This is a genomic window from Streptomyces sp. JB150, assembly GCF_011193355.1.
Taxonomy (GTDB): Bacteria; Actinomycetota; Actinomycetes; order Streptomycetales; family Streptomycetaceae; genus Streptomyces.
Genome location: NZ_CP049780.1, coordinates 2,224,462 through 2,241,802, shown reverse-complemented (window position 1 = coordinate 2,241,802; position 17,341 = coordinate 2,224,462). Strand labels below are relative to the sequence as shown.

Sequence of the window (17,341 nt, the reverse complement as noted above, 5' to 3'; positions counted from 1 at the left end):
TCGTCACCCGGAGGGAAAGCAGCCATGTCACCCCGAATAGCCCTCGTCACCTGCCGCCCCGGCCCCGAAGTAGCCGTCGACAAAGACCTCCCGCGGCTGGAGGGGGCCCTGCGGGAAGCGGGCGCGGACGCGCGGACCGTGGTCTGGGACGACACGGCCGTCGACTGGTCCGCCTTCGACCTGGCGCTGATCCGCTCCACCTGGGACTACAGCTGGCGGGCGGCGGAGTTCCTGGAGTGGACGCGGAAGTGCCAGGCCGTGACCCGGCTGGCCAATCCCGCCGAGGTGGTGCGCTGGAACGCCGACAAGCGCTACCTGGGCGACCTGGCGGCGGCGGGGGTCCCGACGGTCCCCACCCGCTACCTGGCCCCCGGCGACCCGGTGACGGACCTGCCCGACTCCCACGACTACGTCGTCAAGCCGACCTCCGGCGCGGGCGCCCGCTTCGCCGCCCGCTACACCCCCGGCGAACGCGAGACGGCCCTGCGCCACCTGGAGCGGATGCACGCCGAAGGCTTCACGGCGATGCTCCAGCCGTACATGCCGGCCGTCGACGTCAGCGGCGAACGAGCCCTCCAGTTCTTCGGCGGGCGACTGCTCCACGCCAGCCGCAAGGGCGCCGTCCTCGCGCCCGGCACCCCCTTCGACGCCCGCAAGGTGGCCCACCCCCGCCTGGAACCCTGGACCCCGGCCCCCACCGAACTCGCCGTCGCCGAACGCGCCCTGGCCGCCGTACCGGTCCCGGCGGCGGACCTGCTGTACGCCCGCGTCGACCTCGTCGACGGCGAGGACGGACGCCCGGTGGTGATGGAACTGGAACTGGTCGAGCCGAACCTCTTCCTGAGCCTGCATCCGGGCTCGGTGGCGGGGGTGGTGGAGGCGGTGCTGGGCGCCGCCGGGTGAGGCAGTGCGTGACGACAGCGCGCCGTGGTGGCTCAGCGTTCCGGCCACCGCGGCGCGTCGTCGTCCTGGACCGTTTCCCCGGCGCGCCCCTTGACCCGGCGCTTCTCAGGGGTCACGCGTTCGCCGCTCAGCCGTGGAGCTCCAGCACCATGGCGCACAACCTCGGCGCGCCCTGGAAGGGAACCGTCTCGCCCACGCTCCGGTAACCCCACCGCTCGTACAGCCCTCGCACCTTGTGGTGCGCCTTGTGCACGAGGAGAGTCCCCCGTTCCTCGGGTCGGTCTCGCAGCAGTTCGTCATGGATTGCCTTCGCGGATCCGGTTCCGCGCCACCTGCCACGCACCATCAGCTCGGACAGGGCGAAAGTCCTCGCGCCGGTCTCCGCGGTGAACTCAGCCGGAAGGGGCGGGGTCACGTTCGCCCACCAAGTCGTGTCCGCGCTCAACGGCGCCCCGTACGCGTAGCCGACCGGCTCGCCCTGGTCATGGCCGACCACGCACGCGAAGCCGTCACGACCCGACCAGTGGTCCACGAACTCCGCGAACGCGCTCCGTCCGGCGAGCGGGTCATCACTGCCCTCGTACACCTCGTCATGCACGTCCAACAGAAGATCGCGGATCGACCTGGCGTCAGCGCGCCCGAAGTGAGTGAAGTGCAGTTCAAGACCAGTCATCAGCGCGTCCTCCCCGGGCGCGGGCTGCCGAGGCGACCCGCTCCCTGCGGGCGATGATGCGGCTGCTCGCCACCCCGGCGACCGGAAGGCCGGTCACCGTGGCGGCTGCCCGATCGAAGTCCCCCTGCGCGACTTGAAGCTCTGCGAGCAGCACCGTGTAGAAGGCGCGGTTGCGGGTGAACCTGTCGTCCAGCAGCGCGAGGGTGCGTGCCGTCTGCTCCTCTGCCTCCGCGTAGAGGCCGGCGCTCTGGTGAGCGAGTGCGGCGAGCCCGGACATTTCGGCCGGGGTGAGGAATACGAGCCACGAAGGGGCGTTCACCCTATCGGCCCGGTCATAGGCGCGTTCGGCGGCGGCAAGCTGGCGGCCCATGCCCTTGACGTCATCGGTCTGCGCGAGGCAGTCGGCCAGCCGGGCATGCAGGAGCGAGGCGATCAGCGGCTCGCCGCGCAGGTGCCGCTCGGACAGCGCGGCCCGGTTGATACGTGCGGCTTCCGCGGGGCGCCCGGCGTGTTCCGCCTGTGCGGCGAGGTCGGACCATGCCCGGGTCACCGCGACGGGATCACGGGCCAGCAGCGCGGCCTGGAGCGCCTCGTTGCGTAGCTGGGCGGCGCGGGCGTGATCGCCGCAATCGTGCGCGGACCATCCCGCGCAAGCAGCGACGTCGGCCACGGCTCGATGCAGCGCCCGCTCCACGCGCTCGCCGTATGTGCAGTGGTCCAGGGCGCCCTGGAGCCGTGCCAGGTAGTCACCGGCCACGTCGACCAGTGCGCCGCCCCCGATACCGTTGAAGTGGGCGTCGAGGCGGTTGATGGTGCCGTGGATCCGGTCGACATCGGTCATGCCGAGGCGGCCGCGCTGCGGGGTCCCCTCGATCCCCAGGGCGGAGGCGACGGCACCGGCGAGGAACGTGCGGCGCTCCACGGGGTACTGGTCCTGCGCGGCCGGCTGTCGCCTGCGGGGAAGCGACGGGGACGCGGCTCGCGGAACGAACCCCATGGCCTGAGGGCTACGGCCGAAGATGTGCTCCAGGCATCGGAGGTAGCGCGGCCACGGCCGGCGCACGTCGCCGGAAATCCAGCGCCGCACATGCCGGTCCGTGCAGTTCGCCGAGGTGCCGTGCTGATCTTCGGAGACCCGGTTCACTTCATCCGCGAGCCCTTGGTGGGTGTAGCCGAACTCGGTGAGCAGCGCCTCGAGCCGGATGTTCCGCTGCTTGGCCATCACGTCTCCCCGGTAGGCGCGTCCCCTCGACCGTAGTGGCTCCGCGTCCGCCGGGCGAAACTGTCCGGTCGGCTGCCGGGGAGTGCCAGCGAAGCGTCCTGACACACGGCAGGCCGGTCGCGGTTTCCTCGATGGAGACGAGAGACGAGACCCCGGTGACCGCGCGGACGGCCCCGGGGCGTTGCCAGCGCTTTGGAGCGTCGACATGGGCTTTCCTGTCATGGGCACTCGCATGGGTGCGAGCGGTTCTGTTCGGACTGCGGGGCATGGGGCGGCACCGCCGCGTCGCCGGGCACCGCGTGGTGCACCCTGCTCTGTCCTGCCGGCCGTCGCCGGACGTCCGAGGTGCGCGAGCCGTCATCGTCCGCAGTCACCGCCGGAAACGGCGCACCTCACCCCGCCCGGCATCGTGGGAGCACACGGACTTCCCTGTCCGGCCGTACGTGGCGTGCCTGGGAGCCGACATCCATGCGACCCCTGAGGCGGGCTTCCGGAGGGGGTGAGCCGGCGTGACCGCGTCCCCCCTCTCTGACCTGACCGACGGCGCGCTGTCGGCCGAATGCACACTGGCGCAGCGGCCGGAATACGGGGACATGCACCGCACGTGCCGCCGGACCAGGGACATTCCGCTGCCCCACGCCACCCGTGTCCTGCTCGTACGCCGGTGTGTCTGTTCCTGCCACCGGGCGGCGGGTGAACTGCGGTGAGCACAGCGGACGACAACCCTCGGTGGAGTGCGCGTCGATGCGTGCCTCGATCCACCGCGGGACCGACCCCGGCGCCCAACTGCCGAACGGTGAGGGCGCGGACGTGCTGCGGACGTCCGCTGACGGTCGCCCGCTGGACGAAGTCGTAAGGAACGGAACGAGAGGAGAGGTCATGGAGATCGACGTGCGGGACGAGCGGATCACCCCCTGGGGGATCGGCCGTATGAGGCCCTTTCCCGGCGCGGCGGTTCTGCCCGCCGTCCGGGCCGTCCTGGACGCCGGGACACAGACCGCCGTGTGGACGATTCCGGACGGCACCCCGGTCCCGGATATGGACAGGCACAAGCGGTCGGAGACGTCGAAGGAGACGGCGACGAGGACCAGTCTCGACGGCACCCCGGACCAGGGCAGCGACCAGCAAGGGGACAGCGACTGATGGGCGCCGGTGGACAGCCCGTCCTCGTCGTCTCCCGTCTGGACGATGCGACAGCGGATGAGGTGATCACCGAACTCGACCGGCGTCGCGTTCCGGTCGTACGCCTGGATCCCGGAAACTTCCCCGCGGCCGTCACCGTGAACGCGACCTTCGACGGCGCCGGGGCCGCAGGCTCCCTGGTCACCGAGACCCGCGCCGTCGACCTGGACGGAGTGCGCTCGGTGTACTGGCGGCGTCCCTCCCCCTACACCGCGGATCCGGCCATGAGCGAGCCCACCGCCCGCTGGGCCGTGGAGGAGGCGCGATACGGGCTCGGCGGCACGCTGGCCGTTCTCCCCGGTGCCCACTACGTCAATCACCCCTGGCGCAACCGGGACGCCGAGTTCAAGCCCGCGCAACTGGCCGTGGCCGCCCGCTGCGGGCTGACCGTACCGCCGACCCTGATCACCAACGACTCAGGCCGCGCGCGTGCATTCGTGAGCACCCACCAGCCGGCCCTCTACAAGCCGTTACGGGAGACCGACTACGCCGGTGCCGACGGCCGGGCACTCACCGTGTGGGTCGAGAACGTCGACCCTGAGGAGATCGACGACCGAGTACGCCATACCGCGCACCTTTTCCAGCGGCGGGTACCCAAGACGGCCGACATCCGGCTGACCGCAGTCGGTGAGTGCGGCCGGCGTGGTCACGGATCGACGGCTCACCCGGCGTCGACTGGCGACGCCACTACGACCAGCTCCGCTACACCCTGATCGGCGTCCCCGCCGAGGTGGCGAAGGGAGTGCACGCCTACCTCGACGCGTTCGGGCTGGTCTTCGGTGCCTTCGACTTCGGGCTGGACCCGGAGGGCGGGTGGCACTGGTACGAGTGCAATCCCAACGGCCAATGGGCCTGGTTCCCCGGCCACATCACCTCTCCGATCACCACGGCCCTCGCCGATCGGCTCCAGTACGGAGGCACCGCATGACCACTGACACGGCTCGGCTCCGCCGCGCGCTCGCCGCGTCCGTCCCCGTGGAGGATCCCGCCTGGCGTGACGCCCTGGAGGCGGTTCCGCGCGAGCTCTTCCTCGGCCAAGCGGTGTTCCGTCCGTCCGGTACCGGGTGGGAGCCCGTGAGCCGTACGTCGGTCGGCGACGAGGAGTGGCTTCGTCTCGTCCACCAGGACACCACCTGGGTCACTCAGGTAGACGGCGTCGCGGCGGCGGACGCCACCGGCCCGCTGTCCGGTCGCCCGACCTCGTCGAGCACCCTGCCGTCCCTGGTCGTCCGCATGCTCGACCTCGCGGGAATCCGTGCGCAAGACCGGGTCCTGGAGATCGGCACCGGGACCGGTTACTCCACCGCCGTTCTCTGCCATCGCCTCGGTGACCGGAACGTGTACTCCGTCGAGTACGACCCCCGCCTCGCCGCCGACGCGGCCGAGCACCTGCGCAACGCCGGGTACACCCCGGCGCTCCTCACCGGCGACGGACTCGCCGGCCACCGGGACGCCGCCGACTACGACGCGATCGTGGCCACCTGCGCGGTCCGCCACATCCCGCCGACGTGGCTGCGCCAGGTGCGGGACGGGGGAACCATCACCACCACCCTCAGCGGATGGATGCTCGCCTCCGGTCTCATCCGTCTCACCGTCCACGATGACGGCACCGCCACCGGGCGCTTCGCCGGCGACCGGATCGGCTACATGCTCGCCCGCCCTCACGAGCGACCGCCCCGGCCCACCTTCCATCAGCGACCCGGACGATCCCGTCCCGCCGGGCTGGACCCCGGACTGCTCGACGACTGGACCGGTCGCTTCGTCGCCCAGCTCGCCGCGCCCTCCGCCGAGCTTATGACCACGAGTGACGGCGTGATCCTCGTCGACGTGGCCACCGGTTCACAGGCGTGGACCGAGAGCGCCGGGAACGGGTGGCGGGTGCACCAGCACGGGCCGCTGCGGCTGTGGGACGCCGTGGAGGAAGCCCTCACGACCTGGCAGGCGGCCGGAGCGCCGCCGCAGTCGCGGTTCGGCATGAGCGTGGAGGGTGACGGCACCCAACGCGTCTGGCTCGGGGACCCCACTGGTCCCGGGTGGAACCTGCCCGTGTGATCTCAGCCCGGCAGCACCCGCTGGAACAACCCCCAAGTGAACTCCGCGATCACCTCCCGCCCGTCGGGTGCGGTGAGGGCGAGGCCCCAGCGGGTCGGGGCCGTGCCCTGGAGGGGGCGGGCGGGGGCGAAGGCGCGGGCCGCCTCGTCGACGGTGCAGGACCAGGGGGTGAGGTCGTCGAGGGTGTGGAGGCGCGGCGCGGGGGCGCCGGGGGCACGGACCAGCCATGCGTTCCAGACGGCGTTGCCCTCGCCGACCAGGATCTCGAACCGCAGGTCCGGCCAGAGCGGGACCGGCCAGTGCCAGGCCTCGCAGGTCAGGTCCCCGATGCGGCGGGGGGTGCGGGACTCGGGGGTGCCGAGGACGGAGCGGTAGCGGGCGGCGGCGGAGCGGGCGCGGGGGGAGCGGAGCATGGCCTGCCAGCGTTTGTTGGCCTCCCGCATGTCGGTCAGGGAGACACCGAGCGTGCGGCGGGCGTCGGCCACCAGGTCGGCGTTGTGGTCGGCCATGCGGCGCAGCAGGACCAGCTGGAAGTCGAGGGGGGTGAAGGGGCGCGCCGGACCGGTCATGGGGCGAGTGTGGCAGACGGCGGGGCAGTGAATCCGGTTGCGCGGCGGGTGCCGGGGCCGGTGAGGATGGGGCATGGACAGGGAGACGGACGACGAGGTGCGGCAGGCCATCGCGGGTGAGCTGCGGCTGATGGACCCGCGGGTCCGCGCCTCGCGGGAGCTGGCCGGGCGGCTGCTCGACCCGGAGTTCACGGAGGTCGGCGGGTCGGGGCGGCGGTGGACGTACGAGACGATGCTCGCCGAACTGGCCGGGCACGAGGGGAGCCGCGCGGAGGGGCCGCGCTATGAGCCCTCGGAGATCTCGGGGGTGCGGCTCGCGCCGGGGCTGGTGCACCTGACGTTCGAGACGACGCTCGGCGAGCGCCGGACCCGCCACAGCTCGATCTGGCGCAAGGGCGAGGGGGAGGCGGGCTGGCGGATGTACTACCACCAGGCGACCCGGGTGCCGCCCGGCGTGGAGTAGGCGAGCGGAACGGCCGGAATCGGTTGCCGCGGCGATCTTCGCTGCGTAGGGTCCCCGACGGGGGATCGGGCAACTGTTCGTGTTGGCCTGCGAACGACGCTCCCGCCGCAGAGGGAGTGGATGCAGGGATGCAGCCGACGTTCGTACTGGTTCACGGTGCCTTCGCCAACTCGTTCTCGTTCGCGCCGCTCCAGGCCGAGCTGGGACTGCTCGGGCACCGGTCGGTCGCGGTCGACCTGCCCGGCCACGGGTTCCGGGCGACCTACGCGCGGGCCTACCAGGCGCCGCAGGATCTGGACGCGCTCGCCACCGTGCCCGGCTCGATCAAGGGCGTGACGCTCGCGGACAACGCCGCCCACCTGATCGGGATCCTGGAGCGGGCCAAGCAGAACGGGCCGGTGATCCTCGTCGCGCACAGCCGCGGCGGCATCACCGCCACCGCGGCGGCCAACGCCCGCCCGGACCTGATCGACCGCGTCGTCTACGTGTCCGCCTGGTGCCCGGTCGACCTGGACGTCAACGACTACTACGCCGAACCGGAGATGGCCGCGGTCGACGCCTCCGCGCTGGGCCTGGCGCTGGTCGGCGACCCGGCCGAACTCGGGCTGCTGCGCGTCAACTTCCGCACCGCGGATCCGGCCGCCCTCGCCGCGTACAAGGCCGCCTTCCTCGCCGACGGCACCGACGAGGAGTTCCTGACCTTCCTGAACACCTTCCAGCCCGACGAGAACCTGGACGTCGGCACCTCCGCCGACCGCGCGCAGGCCGCGACCTGGGGCCGTGTCCCGAAGACGTACGTGCGGCTGGCCGGTGACGCGAGCCTGCCGCTCGCCATGCAGGACCGGCTGATCCGCGAGGGCGACGCGCTGACACCGGAGAACCCCTACGACGTCCGCACCCTCGAGGGCAGCCACCTCAAGTGGCTGGTCGACCCGGCGCCGGCCGCCCGCGTCCTGGGCGAACTGGCCGCGCTCACCGGCCGGTCCGCCTGAACACCCCGGCACGCCGGCGGCCCGCGCGCACGGCCGCCCTCGTGAGGTGACGCCGCCGTGCCGCGTCCCGCCCGGTGGCGCCCGGAGTGCGCCCGTCCGGGCAGAACAGGACCGAGTCGACGTACCGGGGGCGGTCCGTCAGGGGGAGGACGCGGCGCAGCAGGCCGTGGGTGGCGACGTGGGAGGTGGCCGCCTGGTGGGCCTCCAGCGGGAAGGCGGACAGCGGCAGCCACCGGTCGGCGGGCAGCACCCAGCCGTCGTAGCCGGCCGCACCGGGTCGCCGGGCAGGGCCTCGCCGAACGACAGGGTGCCCAGCACGGCCGTGTACAGGCAGGTCACCGTCGTGCACACCGGCACGATCAGCGAGGCCCGGCAGCGTTGCAGCGCGGCCTGCGACATGACCAGCCCGAACCCGCCCGTGCACAGCAGCAGACAGGGGTACGGGGAGCGCAGGACCGCGCCGAGCGTCCCGGCGAGGTCGCCCGGCGCCCAGTGGCCGGACACGCCCTTCACGGCCAGCGAGCTGACCCCGTAGAGCAACCCCACCGCCACGCCGTACTCGACGCCCGCCGTCGGCAGCCGGTGGCGGCGCGCGGCGCGGCGTTCGGCGGCCCGGCAGAGCCAGACCCCGGCCGCCAGGGACGGTACGCACAGCAGGAGCAGCAGCGGGCGCGCCCGCCCCCGCCCCCTGCGCATCACCATGCCCGCCCCCGCGCCCGCACCCGCCTGCCGTACGCGGTGCGCGGCGAACTCACCGGCGGCGGGCTGCCGTTCTGCGCCTGTACACGGCCCGCGCGCTGCGGATGTTCGTCCCGGCGGCCGGGTTCGAGGTCGTACGGCTCGCCGGGGCGCCCTTCAACGGCGTACCGCGCCCGCTGCGCGCCCTGGACCGGCTGGCCTGCGCGGCCGCCGGTTTCGCCGCCCAGCTCGTCGTCTACCGCCCCCTGCCGATCGCCGCCGCGCAGGGAGCCCGGCGGCGGGCGCACGGTCCTCGACATCGGCTGCGGCGACGGCACCGCCGCCGCAGCCGCGGCGCCCCTGCTCCCCGGCCACCCCCCGGCGGCCAGCAGGGCGCGGTTGTACCAGGCAGCCAGGTTCGGGGTGGACAGCATCAGGTGGCCGCCCGGTCGCAGCACCCGGCGACCTGCGCCAGTGCCCGCGCCCGCGCATCCCGTACGGCTCCGGGAGTGGCGGGACCTGGTGACCGCGCCGCGCTCGTCTCACCGCAGGGGCGCGGCCGCGGTCAACCGGGCCGTGATCTCCTCGGCGGTCAGCACGAGTGCGAAGCCCTTGCGCAGGACGGCGAGTTCGGGTTCCTGGCGGGACTCGTCGTCGGTGGCCGTGACGTCGGAGCCGACGACGACCCGGTAGCCGCGCTCGTAGGCCTGCCGGGCGGTGGTGCCGCAGCAGTAGTTGGTGAGCGTTCCGGTGACGATGACCGTGTCGCGGCCGAGGTTGCGCAGGATCGTGTCGAGCGGGGTGTCGTAGAAGGCGCCGTAGGACGGCTTGCGGATCAGGACCTCGTCGGGGCGGCGGGCCATCGGGGCCCAGACCTCGGCGGGTCCCGGCCGGCGCCAGTCGGTGCCGGCGTGCGGGAGGAACCGCAGGGCGTGCGGCCGGTCCAGTCCGAGGTGCGTGTCGTCGAAGATCGTCCAGAGCACCGGGACGGAGGCGGCCCGGCACACCTCGGTCAGCTGCCGCAGCCGGGGTGCCATCCGGGTCGCCGCGGGCACCCAGTAGGGGCTCCAGCCGGGCCGGACGAACTCGTCCTGCATGTCGATGACCAGCAGCGCCGTCCGCTCGGGCCGCACCTCGAACGAGGCCCGGCCGTGCTCGTAGGCGTCCCGTGCCCGCGCGGTCACCCATTCCTCGCTGTACGTCATTCCCGCTCCCCGCCCTCTCTACATCGATTCGAGGTACCTCGTTTCGATGTGCGAGAGTAGCAGCATGCTCGAACTCGCGATTCTGGGATTCCTGGCCGAGGGGCCGCTGCACGGCTATCAACTGCGCGTCCGCATCGCCCACTTGTCGGGCCACGCGCGGCCGGTCAGCGACGGCAGCCTCTATCCGGCGATCAACCGGCTGGTCGCGGCCGGGCTGCTGGAGCGGCGGAGCGAACCGGGCGCCTCGGCCGCCCGGCGGCACACCCTGAGCCTGACCGGCGCCGGCCGGGACGAGCTGTTGCGGCGGCTGCGGGAGGCCGACGGCCTGGACATCAGCGACAGCACGCGCTTCTTCACGGTCCTGGCCTTCCTCTCCCTGCTCCCCGACACCGCCGACCAGCACGCGGTACTGCGCCGGCGGCTGGAGTTCCTGGAACGGCCCGCGAGCTTCTTCCACGACGGCGACGGCCCGCTGCGCGCCGAGGACACCGGTGACCCCTACCGCCGCGGGATGCTCATCGTCGCGCGCGCCACCAGCCGGGCGGAGCGGTCCTGGCTGCGGGAGATCCTGGGCTGATGCGGCGCCCGTGAGCCGGTGCGGGCCGCGCCCGCCGGTGCCTGCGCGGGACCCATTGCCCTGCCGGACCCTCCATGAGTAGCCTGTGTTCGCTATTCCGACCATCTGTTGAAATCTCGAACACAGGGAGGGGGCCGGTCGTGGGACGCCTCGTACCTGCCGTGACCCGGGCTCTCGACATCCTGGAGCTCTTCCTCGACGGTGACGGGACGCTCTCCGCCCCCGACATCGTGCGCAAGCTCCAGCTGCCCCGCACCACCGTCCACGAGCTGGTCACCACGCTCGCCGCCCGGTCGTACATCGTCCAGGTGCCCGGCCAGCCCGGACGCTACCGGCTCGGCGTACGGCCGTACCAGCTCGGCAGCCGCTACGCCGAGCAGCTGGACCTCGCCGCGGAGGGCCAGCAGGTCGCCCGGTCCGTCGCCGAGACCTGCGACGAGACGGTGCACGTGGCGATCCTGGAGGGCACCGACGTCATCTACATCGCCAAGGTCGACTCCACGCACGCCGTGCGCATGGTCTCCGCGGCCGGCCGCCGCCTCCCGGCGCACTGCACATCCGTGGGCAAGATGCTGCTCGCCTCCCTCCCGGAGCAGGAACTCGCGGCGCGCGTCCCGGACGACGCCGAACTGGTCGCGATGACGCCGAACAGCATCACCGATCCGGCCGCGCTGCGCGAGACCCTGGCCGAGATCCGCGACCGCGGGATCGCCGTGGAGAGCCGCGAGTCCAACCCGGACGTCAGCTGTGTCGCCGCCCCGGTCCGCGACCGCACCGGGCAGGTGGTGGCCGCGCTGTCCATCTCGGTGCCGATGATCCGCTGGAGCGAGGAGCGCCGCGCCGAACTCGAACAGCTCGCCGCGAAGGGCGCCGCGGAACTCTCCGAGCGGCTCGGCCACCGGAGCGTGGCATGAGGACGTACGGGATCGAGGTCGCGGTGCGCGCCGAGGCCACCCTCGGCGAGGGCCCGACCTGGGACGCGGCGCGGGGCCGCCTGCTGTGGATCGACATCCTCGGCTGCCGGGTCCACGGCTTCGACCCGTCGACGGGCCGCCGCACGGTCCGGACGACGGAGCAGCACGTCGGCGCGGTGAAGCCGCGCGCGGGCGGCGGCCTGGTCCTCAACCTCCGCGACGGGGTGGGCCTCCTCGACCCGGACGGCGCCTTCCGCTGGCTCCACCACGAGCCGGTCCCCGGCCGCCGCGCCAACGACGCGGCCGTCGCCCCCGACGGCGCGCTGTGGGCGGGCACCATGCGCTACGACGAGGCGCCGGGCGGGGGCACGCTGTCCCGGCTGACCGGCGACGGCACGGTGGAAGTCGTCCTCGACGGTGTCGCGGTCAGCAACGGCACGGGCTGGAGCCCCGACGGCCGCCGCATGTACTACATCGACTCCCCGACCCGCCGGATCGACGTCTTCGACGTCGACGGCCCCCGCGTGACCGGCCGCCGCCCCTTCGCCGCCGTCGAGGAGGGCGCCGGCTTCCCCGACGGCCTCACGGTCGACGCCGACGGCTGCGTCTGGGTCGCCCTCTGGGACGGCGGCGCCCTGCACCGCTACACCCCCGACGGCACCCTCGACCGCCGGATCGCGCTGCCCACCCCGCGGGTCACCGCCTGCGCCTTCGGCGGCCCCGGCCTCAGGGACCTGTACCTGACCACGGCCCGGGTCGGCCTCATCGACCCCCACCCCCTGTCGGGGTCCCTCCTGGTCGTCCCGGACGCGGGCCAGGGCCTGCCCCAGCCGGCGTTCGCGGGCTGAGCCCGCCCCCGGCTACGGCAGCCCCGCCACCTTGCGTTCCTCCGGACTGAGCGGCGGCCCGGTCAGCGGCCGCTTGACCGGGCCGATCGCCGCGGCGAGGACCGCGCGCGGGCGCAGCAGCCGGGTGGGGCCCGCGGTCATGCTGGTGACGTCCCAGACGGCGGTGGCCGCGCTGTAGGAGCCGGTGGTGGCGCGGATCATGCGGCGGGTGTAGCGCATCATCAGCCGGTCCGGGAGTCCGGGGCTGCCGCCGCGGGTGCCGGGGAACCAGATGTCCTGGCCGACGGCCATGGTCCAGGCCGCCTCGACGACGCCGGCGGTCCCGCGCTGGACCTTGCGCGCGAGGCCGGGCCCGGTGAGGCCGGTGCGCTCCAGTTCGCGGGCGAGGATCCGCGCGCCGAGCGCCGCCACCGACATGCCCTGCCCGTACGCCGGGTTGAAACTGGCCAGCGCGTCCCCGAGGACGACGAAGCGTTCCGGCCAGTGCCGGGCCTTCTCCGGATAGCGGCGGTGGTTGCTGGTGGAGCGGCTGACGTGGACGCCGGTGAGCGGTTCGGCGCCGGCGATCAGCCGGCCCACGAGGGGGTGCGGCAGCTCCAGCGCGTACCGGAGGAAGGCGTCCGGGTCCGACGGCGGCTCGCCGCCGCGCGTGCCGGCGAGGCTCGCCATCCACCGGCCGCCCTCGATCGGCAGGACCATCCCGCTGCGGCCGGGCCGGGACCCGTACGGGTCGGCGTTGAGCACCGTGACGGGGAAGTCCTCCGCGCCCTCGGGGATGCGGTAGATCCGCGTCGCGTTGACCAGCCCCGAGTCGACGGTCCGCTCCCGCACGTCCGTGACCCCGACCGCGCGCAGCCAGGCGCCGACCCGTGAGCCCCGGCCGCTCGCGTCGACCACGAAGTCCGCGGGGACGTCCTCGTCGCCGTCCGCCGCCGACACCCGTACGCCCTCGATCCGCCGCCGGTCACCGGCCAGTTCGACGACCTGCCCCTTGCGCAGCCGCACGCCGCCGTGGGCGAGCACCGCGTCCCGGACCGCCCAGTCGAGCAGCGCCCGGCTGCACGACAGCATCCGCGGCCCCGGACCACGCCAGCGCCGGAACCAGCCCTCCGTGCCCAGGGACACCATGTCCGAGGCCAGCGACACCTCCCGGGCGCCCTCGGCGAGCAGCCGCTCGCGGATGCTCCCGCCGGGCACCAGGTCCTCCATCGCCGCCAGGCCCCCGGCCAGCAGCAGATGCGCGTGCCGCCCCTGGGGCAGCCCCTTGCGGTGCTCCGGTCCGTCGGGCAGGTCGTCGCGGTCCCATACGACGACCTCGTCGACGACGGCGGACAAGGCCGCCGCGGCCAGCATGCCGGCCAGACCGGCACCGATGACGACAGCTCTACGCGACACGGGGCTCCTCGCACTCGGCCATGACACAGGCCCACAGAGGGGGGCGCACCGACCCCGCCGCACCTGTGCCGGCCAGTCGACAGGACACCCCCTAGTCCTGGAAGGCTCTCACCGTACCTTCACGAGCCGTTCCCCAGGGAGGAGTTCGGGTCAGCGCCTGGGCCAGCTCGACCAGGCCGGCGGCGCCGGAGACCTCCGTGGCGTGCAGGCGGTAGGTGCTGGGGTCGGTGAGCGGGGCCTCGCGGGCGGCGGCCCGGTGCGCGGCGGCGGCGAGCATGGCCGCCTCGGCGGCCACCCGCGCCTCGTGCGGTGAGCGGCCGTCCCCCAGGGCGGCCGACAGCGCCGCCTGCCGCACCCGCTCGTCGAAGTACGGCGCGAGCGCGAGCAGCGCGTCGTGGATGGCGACCTCACGCCAGTGCAGCCGCTCCAGCGGCAGCTGCCACCAGGACACGGGCGGCTTCGGGGCCGTCGACACGAACGCCACCCGCGACCACAGCGGCCCCAGCCGCCAGTAGTCCCGCAGCCCGCACCAGTGCGCGACGGCGGCGGGCAGCAGCCGCGGCAGCACGAAACCGGCGGAGCAGACGAGGGCCCCGAGGGCGGCCATCGGCGGGGCGACGCTCGTGGACAGGAAGTCCAGGTCGTGGCCCGTCCACCGGGCCACCACCGCCGTGTACTTGGCCACCTGGAACCCGACCAGGTCCAGCAGCGCCCCGATGAGGATCAGCCGCAGTCCCGCGCCCAGCAGCCCGGTGACCTCCCGGCCCCACTTGCGGCACACGGCGCACATCGCCGCCATCGCCGCGGTGTGCCCGAGCAGGTACAGCACGATCATCTCGCGCATGAACGGCGTGTTGGCGTAGTACGTGTCGAGGTCGGTCAGCCGCTCGGCGCGCGCGTCCGCGAGCGCGAACAGCACCACGATGGCCACGATCAGCGCACCGTAGGCGAGCACGCAGTCCCGGATCAGCCGCCGCACCCGCTCGCGGGCCCCGCCCCGCCAGTTGATCAGCAGGATCAGCAGCGAGCAGCTGTACGCCGAGAGCATCCCGTACGTGAGCGGCGCCCCGAAGTTGGGGATGCCGGTCAGCTCGTTGACGGCGGCCAGGGTCGCCGGGGCCGAGCAGCAGAACACGAGCGCGCCGAGCAGGATCGCCACACAGGTGGACACGGTCAGCGGGTTGTGCACGGGCCGCGGCGGCCGCCGGAACAGCACGACGGCGGAGAGCGTGAGCGCCACGGCCGCCCCGTAGACGACGAGGCTCATACGCGCGAGCCCCGCGCGGCCGGCACCGGCTGCGGCCCGTCGGCGCCGTGCGGCGGCGCGGCGGTGGCGAGGACGTCGGCGAGCGCGTCGGCGATGTCCACCAGGGCGTCCGGATCGGGCGCCCGGTCGGGGAACCGGCCGGAGAACCGGTCCGCGAACGGGTCGGGGAACGGATCGGCGAGCCGGTCCGACAGCGGGTCCCGGAACCGGTCCGACAGCGGGTCACGGAACCGGTCCGAGCGCGGGTCCGTGAACCGGTCCGAGCGCGGGTCCGAGAGCGGGCCCGTGAACCGGTCCCCCGCCACCGGCCCCGCCGCTGCCCCGGACTCGGCCGCCACCGGTCCCGCGACCACCGGTCCCGCGACCGCCGATCCTGCGACCACCGGTCCCGCGACCACTGATCCCGCCACCAGCGGCTCCGCCGCCACCGTTTCCGCCGCCTCCCGCACCGCCGCCGCGATGACCGTCGCCCACGCGCGGGCCGCGGCCCGCCGCGGATCGCCCGTGGCGCGCAGCGCCTCGCGCAGGGTCGCGTCGTACAGCTCGCGGTCGACGTACGCGTCGAGATGGCTCAGCGCGTTGTGGATGCTGGTCTGGCGCCACACCAGCCGGGTGACGGGGGAGGCCCAGCGCGGGCGCGGCAGGCGCAGGGCGCGGCGTACCAGGATGTCGTCCAGTTCGCGCTCCAGGGGTTCGAGGCGGCGGTACGTCAGCCGCGCCTGCCGCCACCGGGTGAGCCGGGGGCCGGCGAGCGGGATCAGGATGCCGATGACCGTCACGAGCGCGCCGAGGCCGGCCGCCGCCGGGGACACGCTGCGGTCGAGCGCCGACCAGTCGAGGCCGCCCCAGCGGGCGGCGACGGCGACGAGCTTGATGACGCTGTATCCGGCGCCGCACAGGGTGCCGATGCCCAGCGTCACCAGGCCCGCCCGCAGCCAGCCGTCCACCTGGCGGGCCCAGCGCAGGGACGAGACGGTGGTGACGGCGACGGCGGTGAGATGCGCGAGCAGGTACAGCAGGATCATCTCGCGGATGTACGGCGTGTTCGCGTAGTAGGTGTCCAGGTCGGTACGGCGCTCCACGGGCGCGTCACCGAGGGCGAACATGGTCACGATGCCGGTGACGACGCAGGCGTAGGCGAGGACCCAGCGCCGGGTGGTGCGCCGTACGCCGGGGCCGCCGCGCCAGCGGACGACCAGCACCTGGGAGGCGGCGCTGTACGCGGTGATCGCCACGTACGTCACGGGCGCGGCGAGGTTGGGGACGCCGCTGATCCGGTTGACGGCGCCGATGGTGGGCGGGGCGCCGAGGACGAAGCACAGGCCGGCCAGGCCGAGGACCGTGCACAGGGAGCGCAGGTAGGGGTCGTGCCGGTGGCGCAGCAGGTCCGGTGACTTCAGGAGCAGGCCGAAGCCGAGGAGGCCGGCGCTGAGGTAGTTGGTCAGTGCGTTCATCGCCGGGTCCCGCGGTAGTTGAGCGCGGCCCCGATACGGCCCGCGAGGTCCTGTGGGTCGCCGCCCCGGTCCGCGTACACGGAGTCCGCCGGGGCGTCCAGCCAGGTGCGCAGCCGACGGCCCATCAGCATGCCGAAGCGGTCGGCCTCCTGCTCGTCGGCGAGGGTGAAGTCGGTGCGGGCGGCGGTGGCCCTGCCGTCGTCCTGGCGGGCGGCGGTCTGGCGCTGGTGCATGTGCCACACCTCGTGGCAGAAGATGACGATCTGGTGCCAGACGGCGGCGCGCCGGTCGACGACGACGTCGTCGTGCGTCTCGCCCTCCAGCCAGAGCCCGCTGGCCGTGTGCGGCGGGAACACCTCACGGTGGACGACGATCCGGCGGCCCCGCCACTTGATGGCCGACTCGACGACCGCCTGGAACATGACCTCGGGATCCGCGGGAACCGGCACTCGGATGGGTTCGATGAGGGCGTCGGCGAGGCGACGCATCTCCCTGTTCGTACGCACGGTTCTCCCCGTGGCTGCGCGGGTGTTCGATGCAGCAATATGCCAAGACCGGCGTCGCTTGAGCCACCTCTGCACGGCCCGGCGCGCGCGGCCCCGCGGGAGAAATGAGGCCGTTAGGGACGAAGAAGCCAAGGGCAGCGGACAACAATGGCCGAAAAGCGGACACCCGCTCGTGGGGGAGTGGCGACGGCAGTGGGTGGTGTGGGACGGCTTGTGATCGTGGCGTGTGGGACGGCGTACCTGAGCGGGTCCGGCGGAGTGTGAGCCACGCGGCCGGGCACCGGCCCGCACGCCGGGACACGCCTCGGCGCCGGCCGGTTCACGCCGTGCCGGCCACGACGGGTGACAGGGCGGACCGGACCGTGAGCGGAGAGCGGGGCGGGTGACTGCGCTCACCGCCGAGAACCGGCCTACCGACTCGTGCGCGCCCCACCCACCCGC

General features: G+C 73.6%; 18 protein-coding genes and 3 pseudogenes. 11 read left to right on the top strand and 10 right to left on the bottom strand.

Annotated elements, in window-relative coordinates:
• The first annotated feature begins 24 nt into the window (after positions 1 to 24).
• A complete protein-coding gene (locus G7Z13_RS10485) occupies positions 25 to 903 on the top strand; it encodes a hypothetical protein (RefSeq protein ID WP_165998101.1) in 879 nt (292 codons plus the stop codon).
• A gap of 127 nt (positions 904 to 1,030) precedes the next feature.
• Here the strand turns inward: G7Z13_RS10485 and G7Z13_RS10480 are convergent, their stop codons facing one another.
• Together G7Z13_RS10480 and G7Z13_RS10475 are read right to left on the bottom strand one after the other, a co-directional pair.
• Positions 1,031 to 1,501 (bottom strand): GNAT family N-acetyltransferase, encoded by a 471-nt coding sequence (locus G7Z13_RS10480; RefSeq protein ID WP_240926169.1) that lies wholly within the window; start codon positions 1,499 to 1,501, stop codon positions 1,031 to 1,033.
• A 61-nt stretch (positions 1,502 to 1,562) separates the two neighbouring features.
• Positions 1,563 to 2,798, bottom strand: a complete 1,236-nt coding sequence (locus tag G7Z13_RS10475; protein WP_165998097.1) for a transcriptional regulator — start codon at positions 2,796 to 2,798, stop codon at positions 1,563 to 1,565.
• 879 nt (positions 2,799 to 3,677) lie between these two features.
• Between G7Z13_RS10475 and tgmA the strand changes: the two genes are divergently transcribed.
• From tgmA to tgmC, 4 genes are read left to right on the top strand one after another with little or no spacing between them, the layout of a single operon-like run.
• On the top strand, positions 3,678 to 3,941 hold the full coding sequence (gene tgmA, locus G7Z13_RS10470) for a putative ATP-grasp-modified RiPP (protein ID WP_165998095.1): 264 nt from the start codon (positions 3,678 to 3,680) through the stop codon (positions 3,939 to 3,941).
• On the top strand, positions 3,941 to 4,693 hold the full coding sequence (locus G7Z13_RS10465) for an MvdC/MvdD family ATP grasp protein (RefSeq protein ID WP_346767989.1): 753 nt from the start codon (positions 3,941 to 3,943) through the stop codon (positions 4,691 to 4,693). The genes tgmA and G7Z13_RS10465 overlap by 1 nt, the downstream gene beginning before the upstream one ends.
• 29 nt (positions 4,694 to 4,722) lie before the next feature.
• Positions 4,723 to 4,908 (top strand): hypothetical protein, encoded by a 186-nt coding sequence (locus G7Z13_RS34215; protein ID WP_346767988.1) that lies wholly within the window; start codon positions 4,723 to 4,725, stop codon positions 4,906 to 4,908.
• On the top strand, positions 4,905 to 6,032 hold the full coding sequence (gene tgmC, locus G7Z13_RS10460; RefSeq protein WP_165998093.1) for an ATP-grasp peptide maturase system methyltransferase: 1,128 nt from the start codon (positions 4,905 to 4,907) through the stop codon (positions 6,030 to 6,032). The genes G7Z13_RS34215 and tgmC overlap by 4 nt, the downstream gene beginning before the upstream one ends.
• Before the next feature lie 2 nt (positions 6,033 to 6,034).
• Here the strand turns inward: tgmC and G7Z13_RS10455 are convergent, their stop codons facing one another.
• A complete protein-coding gene (locus G7Z13_RS10455) occupies positions 6,035 to 6,601 on the bottom strand; it encodes a hypothetical protein (RefSeq protein WP_165998091.1) in 567 nt (188 codons plus the stop codon).
• 73 nt (positions 6,602 to 6,674) lie between these two features.
• Between G7Z13_RS10455 and G7Z13_RS10450 the strand changes: the two genes are divergently transcribed.
• Both G7Z13_RS10450 and G7Z13_RS10445 read left to right on the top strand, forming a co-directional pair.
• Complete coding sequence (locus G7Z13_RS10450; RefSeq protein ID WP_165998089.1) at positions 6,675 to 7,064, top strand: DUF4440 domain-containing protein; 390 nt, start codon at positions 6,675 to 6,677, stop codon at positions 7,062 to 7,064.
• Between the two features lie 128 nt (positions 7,065 to 7,192).
• A complete protein-coding gene (locus G7Z13_RS10445) occupies positions 7,193 to 8,056 on the top strand; it encodes an alpha/beta fold hydrolase (RefSeq protein ID WP_206313042.1) in 864 nt (287 codons plus the stop codon).
• Between the two features lie 267 nt (positions 8,057 to 8,323).
• Here the strand turns inward: G7Z13_RS10445 and G7Z13_RS10440 are convergent.
• Positions 8,324 to 8,725, bottom strand: a pseudogene (locus tag G7Z13_RS10440) (hypothetical protein); the annotation flags it as partial.
• Positions 8,726 to 8,829: 104 nt separating this feature from the next.
• Here G7Z13_RS10440 and G7Z13_RS33605 point away from each other — a divergent pair.
• Positions 8,830 to 8,994 (top strand): annotated as a pseudogene (locus G7Z13_RS33605) (SAM-dependent methyltransferase); the annotation flags it as partial.
• Between the two features lie 117 nt (positions 8,995 to 9,111).
• On the opposite strand, the pseudogene G7Z13_RS10430 reads toward G7Z13_RS33605, so the two are convergent.
• A pseudogene (locus tag G7Z13_RS10430) lies at positions 9,112 to 9,198 on the bottom strand (SAM-dependent methyltransferase); the annotation flags it as partial.
• A 78-nt stretch (positions 9,199 to 9,276) separates the two neighbouring features.
• Positions 9,277 to 9,939 (bottom strand): isochorismatase family cysteine hydrolase, encoded by a 663-nt coding sequence (locus G7Z13_RS10425; RefSeq protein ID WP_165998085.1) that lies wholly within the window; start codon positions 9,937 to 9,939, stop codon positions 9,277 to 9,279.
• Between the two features lie 64 nt (positions 9,940 to 10,003).
• On the opposite strand from G7Z13_RS10425, the gene G7Z13_RS10420 reads away from it, so the two are divergent.
• The 3 genes from G7Z13_RS10420 to G7Z13_RS10410 all read left to right on the top strand — a co-directional run bounded on the left by G7Z13_RS10420 (position 10,004) and on the right by G7Z13_RS10410 (position 12,278).
• Complete coding sequence (locus G7Z13_RS10420; RefSeq protein ID WP_165998083.1) at positions 10,004 to 10,516, top strand: PadR family transcriptional regulator; 513 nt, start codon at positions 10,004 to 10,006, stop codon at positions 10,514 to 10,516.
• 140 nt (positions 10,517 to 10,656) lie between these two features.
• Positions 10,657 to 11,430 carry an IclR family transcriptional regulator gene (locus G7Z13_RS10415; RefSeq protein ID WP_165998081.1) on the top strand — a complete coding sequence of 258 codons (774 nt, stop codon included), beginning with the start codon at positions 10,657 to 10,659 and terminating at the stop codon, positions 11,428 to 11,430.
• A complete protein-coding gene (locus G7Z13_RS10410) occupies positions 11,427 to 12,278 on the top strand; it encodes an SMP-30/gluconolactonase/LRE family protein (protein ID WP_165998079.1) in 852 nt (283 codons plus the stop codon). The genes G7Z13_RS10415 and G7Z13_RS10410 overlap by 4 nt, the downstream gene beginning before the upstream one ends.
• A 12-nt stretch (positions 12,279 to 12,290) precedes the next feature.
• Here G7Z13_RS10410 and G7Z13_RS10405 read toward each other — a convergent pair whose 3' ends face one another.
• The 4 genes from G7Z13_RS10405 to G7Z13_RS10385 all read right to left on the bottom strand — a co-directional run bounded on the left by G7Z13_RS10405 (position 12,291) and on the right by G7Z13_RS10385 (position 16,900).
• On the bottom strand, positions 12,291 to 13,673 hold the full coding sequence (locus tag G7Z13_RS10405) for an FAD-dependent monooxygenase (protein WP_165998077.1): 1,383 nt from the start codon (positions 13,671 to 13,673) through the stop codon (positions 12,291 to 12,293).
• Between the two features lie 91 nt (positions 13,674 to 13,764).
• Positions 13,765 to 14,940 carry an MAB_1171c family putative transporter gene (locus G7Z13_RS10400; RefSeq protein ID WP_165998075.1) on the bottom strand — a complete coding sequence of 392 codons (1,176 nt, stop codon included), beginning with the start codon at positions 14,938 to 14,940 and terminating at the stop codon, positions 13,765 to 13,767.
• A complete protein-coding gene (locus G7Z13_RS10390) occupies positions 14,937 to 16,394 on the bottom strand; it encodes an MAB_1171c family putative transporter (protein ID WP_240926168.1) in 1,458 nt (485 codons plus the stop codon). Before G7Z13_RS10390 ends, G7Z13_RS10400 begins: the two co-directional genes overlap by 4 nt.
• Positions 16,391 to 16,900 (bottom strand): toxin, encoded by a 510-nt coding sequence (locus G7Z13_RS10385; protein ID WP_165998073.1) that lies wholly within the window; start codon positions 16,898 to 16,900, stop codon positions 16,391 to 16,393. The genes G7Z13_RS10390 and G7Z13_RS10385 overlap by 4 nt, the downstream gene beginning before the upstream one ends.
• Positions 16,901 to 17,341: the final 441 nt, after the last annotated feature.